Below are 18505 nucleotides of genomic sequence, written 5' to 3' on the forward strand. Positions count from 1 at the left end.
GGTGTCGGCGAATCACGAAGCTACGACGGTCGAAGAAAGGCAATCCGAATGTTCACCTGGGATGAGATCGATCGGCGCGCGGTGGACACCGCTCGTCTGCTGGCCGCCGACGCGGTCGAGAAGGTCGGCAATGGCCACCCCGGCACCGCGATGAGCTTGGCTCCGGCCGCGTGTCTCCTGTACCAGCGCGTGCTGCGGCATGACCCGACCGACACCGACTGGCTCGGCCGCGACCGCTTCATCCTCTCGGTCGGACACTCCTCGCTCACGCAGTACGTGCAGCTCTACCTGGGCGGCTTCGGCCTCGAGCTCGATGACCTCAAGGCCCTGCGCACGTGGGGGTCGCTGACTCCCGGGCACCCCGAGTACGGTCACACCAAGGGCGTTGAGATCACCACCGGCCCACTCGGCCAGGGTCTCGCGTCTGCGGTGGGCTTCGCCTACGCCGCTCGCTACGAGCGCGGTCTCTTCGACCCCGAGGCCGCTGCGGGCACCAGCCCGTTCGACCACTTCGTCTACGTGATCGCCGGCGACGGCGACCTGCAGGAGGGCGTCACGAGCGAGGCCTCCTCGCTCGCCGGCCACCAGGAGCTCGGCAACCTCATCGCGATCTACGACTCCAACCAGATCTCGATCGAGGACGACACGAACGTCGCTTTCACCGAAGACGTCGCGAAGCGCTACGAGGCGTACGGCTGGCAGGTGCAGGTCGTCGACTGGAAGAAGACGGGCGAGTACGTCGAAGACGTCGCCGAGCTGCACGCAGCGATCGAGGCCGCGAAGGGCGAGACCTCGAAGCCCTCGCTCATCATCCTGAAGACGATCATCGGCTGGCCTTCGCCCGGCAAGCAGAACTCCGGCAAGATCCACGGCTCCGCCCTCGGCGGCGACGAGCTGGCGGCCACGAAGAAGGTCCTCGGCTTCGATGCCGACGAGCACTTCGCGATCGCCGACGACGTGCTCGCCCACACCCGCGGTCTCGCCGATCGCGCCGCCGAGACGCGTGCGGCGTGGCAGAAGTCGTTCGACGCCTGGGCCGCCGCCAACCCCGAGCGCAAGGCGCTCCTCGACCGGCTCGAGGCCAAGGAGCTGCCGGCGGACATCACCTCCGCCCTCCCCGTCTTCGAGAGCGGCAAGGACGTCTCGACCCGTGCGGCCTCGGGCCAGGTCATCAACGCTCTCGCAGCCGAACTCCCCGAGCTCTGGGGCGGGTCGGCCGACCTCGCAGAATCGAACCTCACCACGATCAAGGACTCCAAGTCCTTCATCCCCGCCGAGTGGTCGACCCACGAGTGGTCGGGTGACCCCTACGGCCGCGTGCTGCACTTCGGCATCCGCGAGCACGCCATGGGCGCCATCGTCAACGGCATCGTGCTGCACGGCCCGACGCGCGCCTTCGGCGGCACGTTCCTCATCTTCAGCGACTACATGCGCCCGCCGGTGCGTCTGGCCGCACTGATGAACGTGCCCAGCATCTTCGTCTGGACACACGACTCCGTCGCTCTCGGCGAAGACGGACCCACGCACCAGCCGGTCGAGCAGATCGCGACGCTGCGTGCCATCCCGAACTTCACCCTGGTGCGCCCCGCCGACGCCAACGAGACCTCGGCCGCGTGGCTCGAGATCCTCCGTCGGCATGAGGGCCCGGCCGGCATCGCCCTGACACGACAGAACATCCCGGTGTTCGAGCGCGGACAGGGCTCGGCTGAGGGCGATGTCTTCGCATCGACCGACGGTGTCGCGAAGGGCGCCTACGTGCTCGCCGAGGCTCCGAACGGCACGCCCGACGTGATCATCATCGCGACCGGTTCCGAGGTGCAGCTCGCGGTCGACGCTCGAGCGGCACTCGCCGAAGAAGGCGTCAACGTACGCGTCGTCTCCGCTCCGTCGCTCGAGTGGTTCGACGAGCAGGACGAGGCCTACCGAGAGTCGGTCCTCCCCAAGTCCGTCACCGCCCGCGTCTCGGTCGAGGCCGGTTCCGTGCTCAGCTGGCGCGGCATCGTGGGCGACCGCGGCCGCTCGGTCGGCATCGACCACTTCGGCGCATCCGCCGACTACAAGACCCTGTTCCAGAAGTTCGGCATCACCACCGAGGCCGTCATCGCGGCCGCACGCGAGACCATCAAGGAGAACGCATGAGCACCCCCACCGCAGACCTCGCAGCAGCCGGTGTCAGCATCTGGCTCGACGACCTGTCGCGCACCCGCATCTCCTCCGGCAACCTCGCCGAGCTGATCGAGACCCGCAACGTCGTCGGCGTCACGACCAACCCGACGATCTTCGCCAACGCGATCACCGACAAGAACAACACGTCGTACGACGCGCAGGTCACCGAGCTCGCAGCGTCCGGCGCCACGGCCGAAGAGGCCGTCTTCGCCGCGACCACGCAGGACGTCGCCGCCGCTCTCGACATCTTCCGCCCCGTGTGGGAGAAGTCGGGTCACGTCGACGGCCGCGTGTCGATCGAGGTCTCCCCCGACCTCGCACATGACACCGAGGGCACGGTCGCCCAGGCCAAGAAGCTCTGGGCCAAGGTCGACCGTCCGAACCTGCTCGTGAAGATCCCCGCGACGAAGGCGGGCCTGCCGGCCATCACCGAGGCGATCGCGGCGGGCATCAGCGTCAACGTCACCCTGATCTTCAGCCTCGAGCGCTACGCCGAGGTCATCGAGGCGTACCTGACCGGTCTCGAGACCGCGAAGGCCGCGGGCATCGACCTGTCGACCATCCACTCCGTCGCCTCGTTCTTCGTGTCGCGCGTCGACACCGAGACCGACAAGCGTCTCTCCGCGATCGGCACCGATCAGGCCGAGGCACTCAAGAGCAAGGCAGGGCTTGCGAACGCGCGTCTCGCCTACGAGCTGTACGAGCAGAAGTTCGCCGAGAAGCGTGCGCAGGACCTGATTGCGACCGGTGCAAACGCTCAGCGCCCGCTCTGGGCATCGACCGGCGTCAAGGACCCGGCTCTGCCCGACACGCTCTACGTCACCGAACTGGTGGCGAAGGACGTCGTCAACACGATGCCCGAGAAGACGCTCGAGGCGACGTTCGACCACGGCGTCGTCACCGGTGACACCATCACCGGCGGCTACGAAGAGGCACGCGCCGTGTTCGCCGGCCTCGCCGACCTCGGCATCGACTTCACCGATGTCACGCAGGTGCTCGAGGACGAGGGCGTCGCGAAGTTCATCGACTCCTGGCACGAACTTCTCGCGCAGGTCGCCGAGGGCCTGGAGGCCCAGCGGTGACTTTCGCCGTCCACGCGTCCGGTGCGGCGCGCGTGGCCATCGACGAGACCGTCCCGTCGCTCGTCCACGACCTGATCGCTTCTCGGGTGACCAGCGGCAGGCTATTCACTTGGGAGGGTCTACTCGCTTCGGTTGCATATGTCGTCCTCATCCGAGGGTTGAGCAGGCTGCAGCCTTTCGCTGCATGAGCGAAGCTCGCATTGGTTGTCCTGGCCTGCGGTTCCAGCGGCGGAGTGGCGGGCGGACGTCTATCGAAAATGCGAAGTAGCTGACCCTCAAATGCCGGAGCGCGTGCATCGTCGCTAGGTCGCCCCCCGTGATTTAGATGGGAGCTCGGTCTCGGTCGTTCTGATGTTGCCGAAGCGACTGCAGTGGCGAGGGCGACGCCACATCCAAGTGGATGCAACCGGACATCGGCGTGGACGTGACTTCGCTGCAGACCTCGACTCGGGCGCTATTCGCGCGCCGCAATCCGTCTTCTGAGCGCCGTTTCCTGCAAGCGCACGAACGAGGAGTACTCACACCCATCAACGAGGGGCCATCGCGCTGATCAATTCGTATACCGCGTGACAGGCGGCAACGGCAGTCAGCTGTGCGTGATCATACGCCGGCGCAACCTCGACTACGTCGGCGCCCACGATCTTGCGGTCCGAAAGAGCGCGAAGAATCATGAGCAGCTCTCGAGATGTCATTCCGCCAGCTTCAGGAGTGCCGGTGCCAGGTGCGTGCGCCGGATCCAAAACGTCGATATCGATAGAGACATAGAGCGGCGCGTCGCCGATGCGCGCGCGGATACGCTCGATTGCTGGGTTCACGCCGTCGCGTTCGATCGAGTCGCTCGTGACGATGGAGAAGCCCAGGCGCTCGTCATCGATCAGATCCTGCTTGTCGTAGAGCGGTCCGCGGATACCAACATGCATGCTCGCGGTCATATCAATCAGCCCCTCTTCGGAGGCGCGGCGAAACGGCGTTCCGTGAGTAGTGGGCGCACCGAAGTACGTGTCCCATGTGTCCAGGTGCGCGTCGAAGTGCAGCACAGCAATGGGGCCGTGCTGTGAGTTCAGTGCACGCAGAAGGGGCAACGCGACGGTGTGATCGCCTCCGATGACGACAAGGCGGTCAGCGCGTTCAGCGAGACTTCGCGCGGCTGTCTCGATCTCGCTCACCGCCGCGTCCAAATCGAATGGATTGGCAGCGATGTCGCCCGCGTCCGCAACCTGCTGCTGGCGGAACGGCGAGACATCTTGCGAGGGGTTGTACGGACGCAGCAGGCGCGAGGCTTCGCGAACGTGCGAAGGGCCGAAACGTGCGCCCGGGCGGTAACTCACCCCGCTATCGAAGGGAATCCCGACGACTGCGATGTCGGCGTGCTCGACCTCTTCAAGGCGCGGAAGACGGGCGAATGTCGCGATGCCGGCGTAGCGCGGGACCATGCTTGCGTCGACTGGGCCGGTGGGGTTGGAGCGGCCCTCGGTCTCGTGCGTCGGTGAGATAGGGGTGGTCATGGTAGGTCCTTCGACGTCGATGATGTGTTGAGAATCTCGGGCTACTCGGGCCACAACGCTGCGGCTGAGTAGGTGTATTGGCTGAGAACTAGCTGGAGCGGGCGTCGTCGTGCCAAAGGGCCTGGCGTGACACCTCGGGTGGCGAAATGGCATCCGCCGAACACAAATCCATCGCTGCCGAGAGATCCAGAAGGAGCGAGTCCTGGCGCTCATTGCAAGCCGCATCCACTGGCTCTGGCCATGAGGAGAACTTGACGACCACGGTGTCGGTACTTGGGTCCAACCATAAGTTCTGGCCATGAATGCCGATGGCGCTGATGTTTCCGCGTGCGTTCCCCATGCACCACCACTGGCGGGTGTAAGACCCCGCCGGGAAGGCGTTGGTGAAAGACTCATCTGTCATCGCAAGGGGATCCCCGCCCGCCATCACGGATTGAACCCACGCCCTCGGCACCACTTGACCCGAAGGGCCGCGGCCCTCGGCCAGCATGAGCATCCCCACCCTCGCGAGGTCGCGCGCCGTCGCGAGAACACCCCCGTTCGCGAAGCCGAAGCCAGACTTGTCGACCGTGATGGCCGCGTCGTAGTCGGCGCCAATCTCGGACCACAAGTAGATCGACAGGGCCGACGAGTATCGCAGTCCGGAAGCGCGCTCGATCACCCAAGCGAGAACATCAGTGTTGGCAGAGCAGTACTGGAAGGTGTCACTCGCTCCGCCGCCCCTCAAGGTCGTGAGGAACTGATAAGTGTTGACCGGGTCGCCGTCGAACCTCGGACGCCATCCGGCGGATCGGTCGTGGGTTTGCACCTGTGAAGTCGGGTCTAGATAGTCCTCGCGATACGTGACATCGACCTGCATGTCGAGGACGTCCCGAACGGTTGCACCGTCATAGGCGCTGCCGACCAACTCCGGGATGTACTGGGTGACGGAGTCCCGCGTATCGAGAAGGCCACGACCCTCTAGGATCCCGACGACAAGTCCGCACAACGATTTAGAAACGCTCATCAGCAGATGCTTTTGGTTTGGAGCAAGACCATCCCGGTGGTACTCACCGACGACACTTCCAGCGCGAACGACGAGGAACGCGTCAGTGTACGTGTCGATCAAGCGCTGGTCGAGGTCGGGCACGAGCTCCGAAAGAGCGGTCAGAGAGGCGCAGCCCCCCGAACTCGCGCGCCGGTGCGGTATCCGGGCGACCGGAAGCAGTTCTTCTAGGTTGCTGAAGGCCCAGCGATTGTGAGGAGCCGTCTGCCAGTTGTCGAGTGTTGGATCGGACACAGTTGCCCCCGAATAGCGAAGCGGATGAGATCCCACACGCGGGTTCACGCGAGCTCCTTCCGAGCCTTCGTGCGCCGAGAGAGCATTCGGTAAAGCAGGGCGGCCGTCAGCATGCCAACTGGGACAGATAGGTCGATATAGCCGAGGCGCTCTGAGATCGGCCCTGTCCAGACGTCGGTGGTGAGGCAGGCCGCAGTCGCGACGCCTCCCGCGATCATGGCGACGATTCCGGCGACGTTCCATCCCTTGAAATACCAGTACTTCGATCCTGGCCGGTCATCGAACAGATCAACCCCGCGATAGCGGGCATTCCGCATCGCAACATCCGTGACGAAGATCGCCATTGCAGGTCCCGACACGATGATCAAGAACTGCAACATGAGATTGATCGCGTCGAGAAGCGAACTTGACAGGACCAGGTAGATGGTGAGTGCGGTGCCGATGGCCCCGACAGTTACCGCCGCGGGAATTCGGCGGATGGGAAGTCCGACTGCTTGGAGCGTCATGCTCGAGCTGTAGGTTGTCATGGCATTCAAGGCCACGGTATTCAGAATCACGCCAACAACAAGTGCTGGTCCAAGCCAGATAGGAAGCGCATCCATCAGTGCCACGTCGATGCCCGCTGCAAAGGTGTCTTCGGTGAGTGCCGTCGCCAGTAGCGCACCGACGATGGTGAAGACGATCATGGGCAGCGCTCCTCCGAGCGCTGTCGCTGCGATGATATGGGATCTCTTGGTTCGGATCGGCAGGTAGCGGCTGAAGTCGGGGCTGTTCACATACGAAAGCGGTGTCGAGGCGAGGATCGCGAAACCGACAGTGGCGGCGGACCAGAGCCCGGTGCCCGAAAGTGGCTCCGACGGGCGATAACTCCAGTTGACCGTGGGGAGCACAAAGACACTCACAAGCAGGAAGATCAGTAGCAGCACGCTCGCGACCCATGGGTAGCTGCGAATGATCAGACCGTGCCCGTACACGGCGACGAGCACAGTCGCAATGGACACGACCACCGTGACAGTTATCGGCACCACGATCGGGTCGGAGAACCCGATTCTCCGCAAAGCTTCGGCGCCAAGGAATGACGATGCAAGCCAGTTAAGCGCCAAGAACACCGAAGACACCAGCCACCCGGTGAACGCGATGACGACCTTGTTCCCGATCACTCCGTACATCGCCCTCGAGATCACCGATGCGGAGGTTCCAGCGCGGGGCCCGGCGATGGAGAGAAACGCTGGGAAAACCCACGGCAACGATCCGGCGATGATGACAAGGATTGCTTGCCAGAGTTCGAGGCCGAGGAGGATCATCGTCGCCCCGATAGTGAAGTTCAGGAGGCTGAGGTTGGGCGCCGCCCACACCGAGAAAAGATCACGGGCTCTTCCGTGCCGCTGACTATCGGGGATGAGCTCGATACCCTTGGTCTCGGGATGGACTGGCGTGTCGGATGGTCGGGTTGACGCGCTCGTCTCGATGTCGTGCATCACAGGTCCTTTCGGGTGATCCGACGGCGTTGTCGGAGTGTTCTTCGATAGCGCCGCGGCTACTCGGCGGGGGCGTACGACCGCCGCGTGGCCTCGTAGGTGGCGATGAGTTCGCGCATGCGGGAACCGCTGAACGGCGCGCCGTGCCCGGGGTACACCACGCTCACGTCGAGGTCGCGCAGCCGCCGCATGCTCGCCAGGTACGACGGGATGTCTGACCCGTGGATGTCGTCCAGGAGAACGTCGTCGTACAGGACGTCGCCGCTGAAAAGGATTCCCGTGGCGTCTTCGAAGAGGCAGCAGCTTCCCGGGGAATGCCCTGGAAGGTGGAGAACACGAAAAGTCCGACCGCCGATGTCGAGCACATCCCCGTCTGCCAGATCGCTCGTCGGAGGTGCCGCCTTGACCGCGTAGTCTTCCAGGCGGAAGTTGCTCGAAGGGATCGCCGTCAGCAGGACGTCTGGCATATCGTCCCAGTCCAGACCGAGAATCCCTCGCAGTTCGTTCCCCCGGAGTGACCATGGGCGCGGGTCCTGGAGACGTTCTGACGGATGAGCCCGGCGGTCGGTGAACTCCCACGCAGATCCGGCGTGGTCGAGATGTCCGTGCGTGACGACGAGCGCAGGGTCGTTCGCGAATAGAGCGGGCAGATGCTGTCGCAACGACGCCACCCCTAAGCCCGAGTCGACGACGAGGTCGCGGACCGTGCCGCGGACGTGCCAGATGTTGGATCTCAAGAACTCATCGACGTGCGGCTCCTCGATTCGCGAGATCCAGGGCGCGACATGCTCAACACGAAACCACGGCGTTGCAACGGGCAGGCTGGACATACATTCCTCGGCGATGAGATGAGCGGTGTGGACTCACGCGCGCCAGATCTCTTATTGGCGCGAGTGCCAATAAGGAACCTAGCGCACTATTGGACATGAGCACAACAAGATCCCGATGTCGAAAGAGATCAGCCGTTCAACGCTCCGGTCGGAAGTCCCAGCTCGTGTTCCGCCGACCGGAACAGCATCGCCTTGACCTCTCCGTAGTTCAGACGGGAGTCGGCTAGCGCAAGTCGGACGGCCGCGTGGGCCGCATGTGCATCCACGAGCGCCAAGATGTTCGTGGCAGTCACAAAGGCGGAGGTGACTGAGAATTCCCCCGTATCGAGACCTTCCTGGATGAGTCTCGCAACGTGCAAGGCGTCCGCTTCCATCTCCGCGACCACGGCCATGCGGAGGCGCGGTTTGTCGGCAGCAGCCCGCCAGGCATCGAGCCACAACAGACCCATAGGATCGCGCTGGTCGGCAAGGTAGGTCTTGAGCAACTGACTCATTCGCCAGGTCGCGCTTGCAGACGCATCGCGCGAGGCGTCTAGAGCCTGCCGTTCAGACGCCACGACCTGCTGGAAGCAGGCTATGAAAAGGTCCTCGATGGTGGGGAAGTAGTGGGTGAGGAGCCCTGAGCGCACACCAACACGGTCGGCAACCCGCCTGGCCGTGAGAGCGGAAAGGCCATCTTCGAGGACGATGGCAGCCGCAGCGTCGAGTATCTCCCTCCGCCGATCCTCAGGTGATTTCCGCCGCCGAGGACCCTTCAGCTGTTCGCTCCTATCGCGGTCTGGCATACTTCCACCCTAGAGCCGAGCGCGGACGACACGTCTGCAAGCAAACACGGGCCAGGGCGCTTGAACCATTACGCCATCGATCGACACCGCCCGCGCAACTGAGGTTCGCGAAGCGTTTCTCCGTAAGACTGCGGGAGGCCCACGGCTCATACGAGCGGGAGCACCTCGCCGGGGCCGACGACGAGGAGTGGCAGTCCTGTATTCAGCTTTTCTCGCTCGAGGTGCACGGTTGCGGTCTGACCGGTCAGCCCGCTCTCTGAATTGACGTTCGAAGCTTCTACTGAGGTACCGAACGACGAACAGCCGACGCGTTGCCCGATGCGAGCTCAATCTCCGAGTCGGTTCTCAAGTTGAAGTGGTGACACAAAGTGTTACCTTGCTGATATTCGGGCATTCGTGTGTCGAGTTCGTCTCCGGCATACCGCCGCCAGCCTGCGGCGGAGCGGCGCGCGGAGATCATGCGCACGGCTGCGGGTCTAGCTCTCGTGGGCTGGCTCGATCGCGTAACGCTGAGGTCCGTCGCTGAGCGGTTGGGTGTGCGAACCGGGCTTATCAATCTCTACCTTTCGGCGATTGGCGACCTCGTCGATGAGGCGTCTGTCGTGTTTTCAGCCGTCGCGGGAGGCCAGGCTGCTGGCCAGGAAGAGGAGGACTTCGACCGGCGGGTCGTTCTCATTCGAGAAGGACCCGATCCGGAGAGTTTTTAATTCGCGACGCGGACTTCGCAGCCGCCCGGATCTTCACCGCCGTTGACGGCTTCGCCGCGTACGTCACCAGCCGGATAACGTTCGTCAAGGCCAGGTGCGAAGGCTTCATCTTGGACATCCCCGAATGATCCCTCGGGCTGGCCTCTGGTGCTCTCGGTCGCAAGTAGCTTTTCCGACGGGCGGAGGGCGTCCTCGAGCTTTGCCTTTGGGTGACGTCGCTGAAGCCGGCGCTCGAATCGATACTGGTGCTGAGCGAAGAAGACGAACGTTGCGAGACAAGCTCTTTGTTCGACCGCTGGGCCCGGTGAGGGCCCAGCGGTTGGACTCTAGGCGTGCCTAGTTCATACTCTGTCCGCCAGCGACATCGATCGTCTGGCCGCACATGTAATCGGCTGCCTCTGTCGATAGGTAAGCGACCATGTTCGCGACCTCCTCCGGTAGCGAGACTCGCCCAAGCTGGATGTACTTGTCGACAGCTTCGAGCATCGAACCCTTCGCTGCGAGGGACTGCTCGTCAGCCGCGTTGGCGAGTATGTCGCGAAGCAGTGGGTTGATCATCACCCCGGGTGCGACACCGAGAACGTTGATGCCACGGAGTGCGAACTCGTGGGCGAGGTTGCGAGTGAAGCCGATAACTCCGGACTTAGCGGCGTTGTATACCGTCAGTCCGCGATGCTGGATGCGACCACCGACCGAGGCGATGTTGATGATGCGACCGTAGCCCTGGGGCAAGAAGTGTTCAATGGCGGCGTGCGCCCCATACATCAGCATCGTGAGACTTCCGTGCACCGTGTAGTCGATGTCGTCCTTGGTGTGATTCTCGAACGAGTCCGAGACAACCTGAACGGGATTGTTCACCATGATGTCGAGTCCGCCGAGCATCTCGACGCTCGCGCGAACGACGTCATGGACCTGATCCCAATCGGAAAGATCCGCCTGAAACGGTATCGCTCGAGTACCCCAACGTGCTTCGACTTCCTTCGCCTTGGCTTTCGCGCCATCACCATTGATGTCGATGACCGCGACGTCTGCGCCGAGTCCCGCGAGCCGGTGCGCGATGGCCTGGCCCAAGCCTCCGCCGCCCGCACCCGTCACGATGGCTCGCTTGCCGCTCAGATCCATCAAGTCGGTGACACGCTTGCCGATGATGTGCGTCGGCAGCCGGTCAAACCCCATTGCATCCACAAAGTCGTGGTCGGTCATCTGCATCCTTCCGTTCACGGTCGCCTGGTGCGACTCTAAGGCAACACTATGTCGCCATAGAGGCTTTGGCTAGGGCTCACCGATGGAGGCAGAGACGAGCTAGAAAGCGGCAGTCCTCCTCTGACGGGCCATCCCGATGAGTCTGACGCCACATAACGAGGCTGAAGAAAGCGACGTGCGCGCGGTTCAGTACTTCGCTCGAGTCGATCTCTTGACGGTCAGCGGCCCTCTGCAGGACGCGGACGAAGGGAGCTAAGGCCAGGGTTCTCACTTCAGTTACGAGGGAAGCCAGCTCTTGGGGTGCCTCCAGGGATGCTTGACTGAACGCTCGTCCGACCGGGAGCTCTTCGGCCTCCTGAATGAGGAAGAGTAGCTTCTCTAGGTCACCCATCGACGACCCGGTGTCCGGTTCTTTCTCGTAGCGCGACAGAACCGGTGCGAGAACATCGCGGATCAGCTCGACTTTCGTCGGCCAGCGACGATACACAGTGGAACGGCTCACATCGGCGGCGCGGGCGACCCGCTCTATGGAGAAGCTCGCAAAGCCTTGACGGGTGAACTCATCTGCGGCTGCTGCGAGGACGGCTTCCTCTACTCGAGCGCTGCGGCCACCGGTCCTGACACGTTGAGTGCGTCTGGGCGCTTCTTTCATCACACCAACGTAGTCTCCGAAGTCCGGGGTGCCTCTTCCCGGCCGGATCGATCGCGGCGGAAGAAGTCGGCGCTGGATCGATGCTGCAGGCAAACATCGCGCCGTAGAACAGGACCACGATTCCAAGGCTGCCGTATGCGAGGTTATGTTGTGTGGCGGCCTTCATAGCGACTCGAAGAATGTGGGGTTTGCGAGCGCGGGATCGGACAGGTCGCGGAGGGCCTCGATGTCGGTGCCGTCGGGAAAGGGCTCAGCTGCTAGCGACAAGGAAGACCCCCCCTGTGCCGAAGTTCGGGATCGGGCTGTCGAAGAGCGGGGGAGGTCGGCGACAATGACGCCTTCGCCGGCGGGCTGCGTCGAGCTCATCGAGGCTCGGCGCCTCGGAAGTGAGTCTTAGGCGCGCAAGGTTTGTTGCGCTGCATTTAGTCCATCACGGCGGACGAAGGTGGGGCGATGGGTGCTGCGTCGAATACACAGGCGAGAAGTCTCCTTTACGTGACACGTCGGCTGCATGTTCGCGCCGATAGTCCGGATAAGTGGTCCTATCGTCGGTAAACGGCCAGACGGGGAAGCAAGAAGGGGCTGAGCAGGTGAGACCGCGTTTCCAGTGCTGGCGGCCGACAGGCGCGCGTCGCCCGAGATATCGTCGTCTCCGTCGTGTGCCGCCTCGTCGTGGGGGAGAAGGGGTGATGCTCAGATCGGCCATGCGCTCTCCCTGCGCGGTGCTCCGGCAGACCGTTCACGCAGCGCCGACGTCATACCTGCCGCCAACGGTCCAGTTTGGGCGTGCTGATAGGTGAGTGCGGCTAGGCCGCCGACTCGGTGTCGGAATCATGCTCTGCGCCCGGATGACTCTGGTCCAGGCGAGCCCGCTTTAGGGACTGGCGAATCTGCTCCCGGTGAGCTCGGCGCTGCCCGTCGTGCTCGTACCGATACGCGTTCACCACGATCTCCGCGCACAAGTTCCGGAGGTCTTCGTCGTCGTCCTCCGAGACGTTCTTCAGCGCATAGTCGTTCATGAGGAGAGGGAGTAGGAAGTTGCGGACGACCCAGATGTTCCTCCGGTTTTCCAGGAGCGCCCTCAATGCCCTCGGCCAGCCAGCTTCCTTGACCGAATAGAGCATGAAAGCCGAGGCAATCGTGATCTCGAGTCGCTCGTCTGACTTCGCTGCCTCGGCAACATCGTTGAGAGGTCGGAGAAGCCGTCGGGAGGCGAGGTGCTCAGTGAGCCCTCCGAGTGCGATGGCGGCGGGGAAGAGTCGGCTGAGTTCGTCGAGTACTTCTGCCCGCTCAGGGTCTTCGCTCTTCGAGGAAGAGTCGTGTGCGCCGCGGTTGACCGTTCGGTCGTATAGGCGTTCACCGAGCTCCTGCACGAACCTCTTGAAATCAGGATCCTGCTCGAGGGTGTTCATGAGGTGCCCCCAATGTTCGAGCACGTTACGGAGGACGGCTTGCTTCTTCACCCCGTCCTCGATCTGATCCGAGTCGCGCAGCACGGCGGAAACGAGCTCCAGCACACGCATTAGCCTCACGCCGGGAGGGAGCTGTTCGTGTTGAGTCGTCGGGAACGGTGTGGTGTCGCCATCGCTGGTCATTTCGAAGAAGTCGAGGTCCGTGCCAGGTGCCTCACGGGCAGGGAGCGCGTCGTCGATGCTCCGCTCTTCTATTGTTCGGGGGCCGTCGAGGACGTCCAGCTCCGAGAACACGCCCCCTGCATCGCCTTCCCACTCACCATCAACGAGCAACCGGTTCAGGCTGTCGACAAGTGGGGCGTCGTGTCTGTTCAGGGCGGCGTAGTCCCGAATGATCTGTGTGTAGTAGAGCGGGTCGGTGAGGAGATGATCTCGGAAGTCGGAATCCTGAATGCCGCGCTTGGCGGCGAACAAGTGCAAGAAGCTCGAACGAGCGAAGACGATCTTCCCGTTCGTCCGGCGCAGGACTCGTCGGTCGATGAGGCTTTGAAGCACCTCAATCGGCGACTCGCTCCACGATAGCCGCGTGAGCGCTTCCTGGAACGCTTGCACCGCGTCCGGCTCCTGAACGCCACCGGTGTTGCTGAGGACGAAGTGCTTCGCGAAGGCAGACAGTAGCGCTTCACGGGAGTTCTGGTCCAGGCCGAGACGTGCGTCCTCGTGCGGGTCGCCGCGTCCCAGAAGCGCACCAACGTAGTCATCGAGCACCGTAGTCTGCGAAGCATTCGCCGTGAGCGTCGTCCCTCGCATGAGAACAGAGATGAGCAGACCCACGGTGTACGGAGTGCGAGCGAGGCTCTCGGCAGTGAGGATGTCAACGACTCGAGCCGTGATGATGCTGTAGCCCAGTGGGCTTGCTGCGCGTGCATACTTTTCGATGTCGCGTCGATTGAGTTTGCCGAGATAGCGAATCGAGAAGTCCACGTCGAGATCCTGGAGCTTCTCCGCCACATCATCCTCCGCGCCGAGCGCGCAGGTGATGATTCGGACTTCTGCGTCGCTGTCCGCGAAATCTGAGATTGCGCGGTCGCTGATCTTCTTCACGTAAGGGCTGTAGTCGTCGAGGATCAGGACGTGCGCGGGCAGAGGGTCCTCCGTGGTTGCGGTCCATCCGTGTGAGCGAGCAGTCGCTCTGATAAGCCGGTGCAGCGGTCGAGGCCCGTTCCCTACCTGCCGGAAGGAAACGGCAAACGGAATCACACCGCCCAGGTATGTGGCAGCTTCGAGGGCGAGCCACTTGGAGGCCGTCGATAGACCGGAGCCTTCTTCGCCTACGAGCAGGAGAACCTTGCTCGTCCGTGCGTCTTCGACAGGATCCGTGCGCTTGACGTCTTGGCCGCCATCGCTAGAATCTTGCTGCGCCTTGATGAACTCTGCATGGGGCACCGGTAACAGCACGGGTGGCAGGACGACGTCGTGGAACGAAGGCTGATCCTCGCCCTCGCGGGTCTCCGCGATGATGGACTCGTTCATCAATGACTCGCTTAGCGACGCGCAAGCGTCCCCGGCCAGGTCACGCACGATGCCCGCTGAGGAGACGACGGCATCGCTGACGTTACCGGCAAGCGCTTCGATGAACACCGGGAGGTCGTCGTACGAATCTCCGTAGGAGACCGGGATGATGTGGTCCCCTAGATGCTCGCGCTCCAGCCTTTCGAGGTCGCTTGAGCGACAGAGTCTGAAGTGCTTGACCTGGCCCGCGCCGAATTGCTCGCTGTGAAGCCGGATGAGCCGCTCGAAGTTCGGATCCGCTAACCCCGCGCCGTACCCGACATAGATCAGGGACTTCAAGCTGTGGACAGAACGCTGCAGCGTTTGGAAGGCGTCTGCCCTTCCCAGAGCGTCATAGTCGTTCTTCGACAGGACGATTGATGACGCGTCGTGCCACGCACCGTGCAGGTGGCCGATATCCCTCGAGGACCCCGCCATGATGCCCTGCAGCGCCTCGTGGTCGCGCCACGTCACCGGGCGCCGGTCAGACGTCGAGAGTAGGGTGTCGTAGTTCGTGGTGAGGATCGGGAACGGGAGTCCACGGAGCGCCTCGCCTAGGCGGCCGTCCACCGTCGGAAGCTCGCCGATGTCGTTGTCGAGCCACTTCTTGATAGCAGCAGCCCCGACACGGTCGAACTCCGCCTTGAGTCGGTCGGCAGCATGGAGAACGCTCGTTAAATCGTCGTTCTGGAAGCCGAACTCGATGTTGTCACGGATGTTCTTCAACAGGGCAGCGGATGACACGCCTTCGAGCCGGTTCGTGCCCGAGTCCAGCAGGCCTTTCCATGTCGCTGTCGGAGATTTGCTGATCGCCGCGCTGACTCCGGTGCCCACGACGATGACGACGTTCTTGCTGCGCACAGCGTTCAGTACGCGCGAATCGATTTCCCCCACTGTGTCCCCCAGCCATCCCAAACCAGTATTCTGCGACACTATCGCCTACCCGCGCCGAAGGAACGGATCGTTACGACGACTGTGTGCCGCTCGTGCACGGCCGCCACCTGCATAGATGACTCAAACGGCTACAGATTTGTTTCGGCTTCGTCTTGGATCAGCTCGACAATTCTCGCCGGATCCAGCCCAACGATCAGCCAGGTCCGCGGCGTAGTCGGTTCGCCATGCACTCGTGGGCCTGTCTCAAGCGTCGTCATGAAGGACTGAGTTCTCTCGGGACCCCAATCCTTCGGGATCTTCTGGACGACGTCACGAAGACCGGGCAGGACGCCGAGCCGCTCATCGAACTGCCAAGCAGGGTAGCGGCGCCTTTTTCCAACGACGAAGAAGTACAGCTCGTTCATCTGCGCGCGGCGTCTGACCTGACGCGTTCCGATGCTGAGGAAGCTCGATACTTCGTCGTCGCTGAGGGAATCGACGACTGCTTCGATGCGTGCTCTGTATTCGGGGCGGAGTCGCCGCGTCGAGGAGGCTGAGTCGGATGGGGCGAGTACATCTTCGCCGGACTCGGCGATGAAAGCGGTCAAGGTGAGGAGTATTGCGTCGATCAGCTTGTAGTCGCGGCCCTGCTCTGCTGCCGTTTCGATAAGCGCCTGTAGGGATCGCGAGACTGTCTCGGCGTCGACAGCGGTCCAGGCGCGCTGCTCTGCTTCGTGGCTGCTCTCCTGGGATCTAGCTTCCGATGTCATAGGAGTATTTCTCGAGGATGCCTGCGACTACGTGGGGATTCTCTCCGAGATCAAGCCATTCGGACGGGGAGCGATGCCGGCCCTCGATTGTGAGTTCAAGACGTGGAGCGGCCATGAAGAAGTGCTCGGCCGATAGCGACCACGTGTATGGGACCGAGGGTCCGACGACGTCGATCCCGGAGACGACGGGTTTGTCGGAGCGCTCCGAAAACTGCCACGCGGGGTACAGCGCTTGATCAGCGACCTCAACGAGTCGGAGGTATCCCGCCTTCGTGAGACGGTCCAAGGAAGCTCTGCTGATGTGTAGCCGAGCCGCGGCGGCGGCCGGTGTGAAGGAGGCTGAAAGCGCGGCTTCATGCGAGCCTCTGCCTGAGCGGGGAGGCTTCTTGCTGACAAGAGCACGCACATACGACTTCCGAATTGCGAGTTCCTGGAATCGAGGCCCAGTGCGAAGGCTGCGCATGACGCCATCATCGAAGTCGATGTAGCCGTCTCGTTGCCATTTCGTCAGTACGAAATGGCGGAACCGGTGAACGGCGCGCGTCCGCTCTGAAGGCGGCCACTCCGCGAGAGCGGGCGAGGGGACCCCTCCTGTCTCCGGAAGCAGGTGCTTCATGACCTCCTGGAAGGTGGGGCCCACCGAGTGTCTGCGACGATAGTGCATGACGAAAAGCGAGGCCGCCAAGCCCCATTCGCTTGCTGTCTCACCTTGGGTGAAGTCAGCGACCGCAACGCTCCATGCCGCGGGAGGACATCCTCGCCCGCCCCACCAGCGAGGCGGCCTGGGGGTCGACCTGGGCTTCACCATCTCAGTTGTCGTCCTCTCATTCTTGGTCACTCAGCCCGATCGTTTGCGTAGTTCCCTCGGCAGAAGAGGGGGTGGGCTGCTCTGGGGGCGACCAAACCGACACGCATCTGGACTTGCGTGTCCACAGTATGGCTTACCAGTAAGCCCATACAAGGCTGCCATTCCCGAAACGCTTGTAGTTGTGACGAGTGGCACGAGCGCGGCCGATGCTGAGTGGCAGGACTTCGTCCTCAAACTCTCGGTGCAGCTACGACGCCACCGGTTTGCGGTTGGACTTAGCCAGGAGGAAGTCGCCCACCGTGCCGGCCTGAGTCGTTTTATCTACCGCCAGTACGAGAGTGGCGAGTCGCGACGCGGAACCGCCGCGAACCCTGCGCTTCGGTCAATCCTCGCGATCGCGCAGGTGCTGCAGGTGCCCATCGGCGAGCTGCTCCCGAATCCCGTGCCGGACTTGCGTAGTCGATAACCGCTGCGCGCGTCTGTTCTCTGCTCGGCGATGGTTGCAGTCCGGTGGATCGGTCAATGAACGCGATTGACCCGAACCACTCCGATATACAGGACTCATGCTTCGCACTCGTCTCGCGCCCGCTCTCGGTGCTCTGCTTCTCGCCGTTGTCGTGACCGGATGCTCCGCATCCGGATCTGACTCGGCAACTGACTCGTCGCCGTCGCCGTCGCCGTCGCCGTCGCCGTCGGCGACTACAGTCGCCGAAGCCACGCCGGCGCCCTCGGACACCACGGTCGAGCCGGTCCCAAATGAGTTTCCTCCGGCGCTGCAGCTGGTGAACTATTTCCAGACCGCGGGTCTCGTCGTCGAGGATCTCCGCGACAACACTGCCAAGGGTTGGTGCGACGCTGACATGTGGGACTGCTCCGAGTTCCTGACCTCGGAGCAGGTATCGATCGCCATCCTGCCAAGCCCCAAGGTGCCGAGCGACTGAGGTCCACCGGCAGCGCCTACGTTTCCAGCGACGGTCGAGTCGGACTGTCCTTCGCCGCGCAGCGCACGCCCATCGAGCAGCAGGATCAGTTCACCCGCGCGCTCGAGGACTACCTCCTCACGGTGCCCGCTCAAGGCTGAGCTGCGCTCACACTTCTTTGAACCTTCGTTGTAGTCGGGCAGCGGGGATTCTTCTTTTCGCCGGCGCTGCGCTCTGGCGACTCTGGAGATCGCCCCGGCAGCAATGACCGCGTTCTGGTCCGCTGGCGGTCACTCCCCGGTCACGTCGCGCCCACAAATGGGCGCTCTGCCCGGTCGCCGTGGTGGTTTCGAGGGCGTGTTCCCGCATTGTGACCGCGCGGTGGCCGCCTCGTGCCCGATTGTCGGTCACGGCGCTGATTTCGGGGCGAGTTTTCTCGGACGGAGTCTCGGTTCTTCCGGTCAGCCCGTTGTGGGGCCGCTAA

General features: G+C 63.1%; 14 protein-coding genes. 4 read left to right on the forward strand and 10 right to left on the reverse strand.

Annotated elements, in window-relative coordinates; genetic code table 11:
• Window positions 1-48: 48 nt before the first annotated feature.
• Complete coding sequence (tkt, locus tag OPU70_RS10745) at window positions 49-2139, forward strand: transketolase (RefSeq protein WP_498557735.1); 2091 nt, start codon at window positions 49-51, stop codon at window positions 2137-2139.
• A complete protein-coding gene (gene tal, locus OPU70_RS10750) occupies window positions 2136-3248 on the forward strand; it encodes a transaldolase (RefSeq protein WP_498557736.1) in 1113 nt (370 codons plus the stop codon). Before tkt ends, tal begins: the two co-directional genes overlap by 4 nt.
• A 527-nt stretch (window positions 3249-3775) precedes the next feature.
• Here tal and speB read toward each other — a convergent pair.
• From speB to OPU70_RS10800, 10 genes are all read right to left on the reverse strand, one after another.
• The gene (speB, locus tag OPU70_RS10755) at window positions 3776-4753 is read right to left on the reverse strand and encodes an agmatinase (RefSeq protein WP_498557737.1); all 978 of its coding nucleotides are present in this window, start codon (window positions 4751-4753) and stop codon (window positions 3776-3778) included.
• 88 nt (window positions 4754-4841) lie between these two features.
• Window positions 4842-6080 (reverse strand): serine hydrolase domain-containing protein, encoded by a 1239-nt coding sequence (locus tag OPU70_RS10760; protein ID WP_498557738.1) that lies wholly within the window; start codon window positions 6078-6080, stop codon window positions 4842-4844.
• Window positions 6077-7510, reverse strand: coding sequence for a purine-cytosine permease family protein (locus OPU70_RS10765; protein WP_498557739.1), 1434 nt, complete (start codon window positions 7508-7510; stop codon window positions 6077-6079). The genes OPU70_RS10760 and OPU70_RS10765 overlap by 4 nt, the downstream gene beginning before the upstream one ends.
• 59 nt (window positions 7511-7569) lie before the next feature.
• Complete coding sequence (locus tag OPU70_RS10770) at window positions 7570-8340, reverse strand: MBL fold metallo-hydrolase (RefSeq protein WP_498557740.1); 771 nt, start codon at window positions 8338-8340, stop codon at window positions 7570-7572.
• A 128-nt stretch (window positions 8341-8468) separates the two neighbouring features.
• Window positions 8469-9125: a TetR/AcrR family transcriptional regulator gene (locus OPU70_RS10775; protein ID WP_498557741.1), complete on the reverse strand. Its 657-nt coding sequence runs from the start codon at window positions 9123-9125 to the stop codon at window positions 8469-8471.
• 1043 nt (window positions 9126-10168) lie between these two features.
• Window positions 10169-11035, reverse strand: coding sequence for an SDR family oxidoreductase (locus OPU70_RS10780; RefSeq protein ID WP_192625729.1), 867 nt, complete (start codon window positions 11033-11035; stop codon window positions 10169-10171).
• Between the two features lie 76 nt (window positions 11036-11111).
• On the reverse strand, window positions 11112-11687 hold the full coding sequence (locus tag OPU70_RS10785; RefSeq protein WP_498557742.1) for a TetR/AcrR family transcriptional regulator: 576 nt from the start codon (window positions 11685-11687) through the stop codon (window positions 11112-11114).
• An 806-nt stretch (window positions 11688-12493) separates the two neighbouring features.
• Entirely contained in the window at window positions 12494-15511 is a 3018-nt protein-coding gene (locus tag OPU70_RS10790; protein ID WP_498557743.1) for an SIR2 family protein, read from the reverse strand.
• A gap of 161 nt (window positions 15512-15672) precedes the next feature.
• Complete coding sequence (locus tag OPU70_RS10795) at window positions 15673-16293, reverse strand: hypothetical protein (RefSeq protein ID WP_498557744.1); 621 nt, start codon at window positions 16291-16293, stop codon at window positions 15673-15675.
• Entirely contained in the window at window positions 16277-16909 is a 633-nt protein-coding gene (locus OPU70_RS10800; protein WP_498557745.1) for a hypothetical protein, read from the reverse strand. Before OPU70_RS10800 ends, OPU70_RS10795 begins: the two co-directional genes overlap by 17 nt.
• A gap of 46 nt (window positions 16910-16955) precedes the next feature.
• Between OPU70_RS10800 and OPU70_RS10805 the strand changes: the two genes are divergently transcribed.
• Entirely contained in the window at window positions 16956-17567 is a 612-nt protein-coding gene (locus OPU70_RS10805) for a helix-turn-helix domain-containing protein (RefSeq protein WP_498557746.1), read from the forward strand.
• Between the two features lie 97 nt (window positions 17568-17664).
• Window positions 17665-18042 (forward strand): hypothetical protein, encoded by a 378-nt coding sequence (locus OPU70_RS10810; protein WP_498557747.1) that lies wholly within the window; start codon window positions 17665-17667, stop codon window positions 18040-18042.
• Window positions 18043-18505 lie beyond the last annotated feature (463 nt).

The organism is Microbacterium sp. SWDP-B6, from assembly GCF_059803615.1.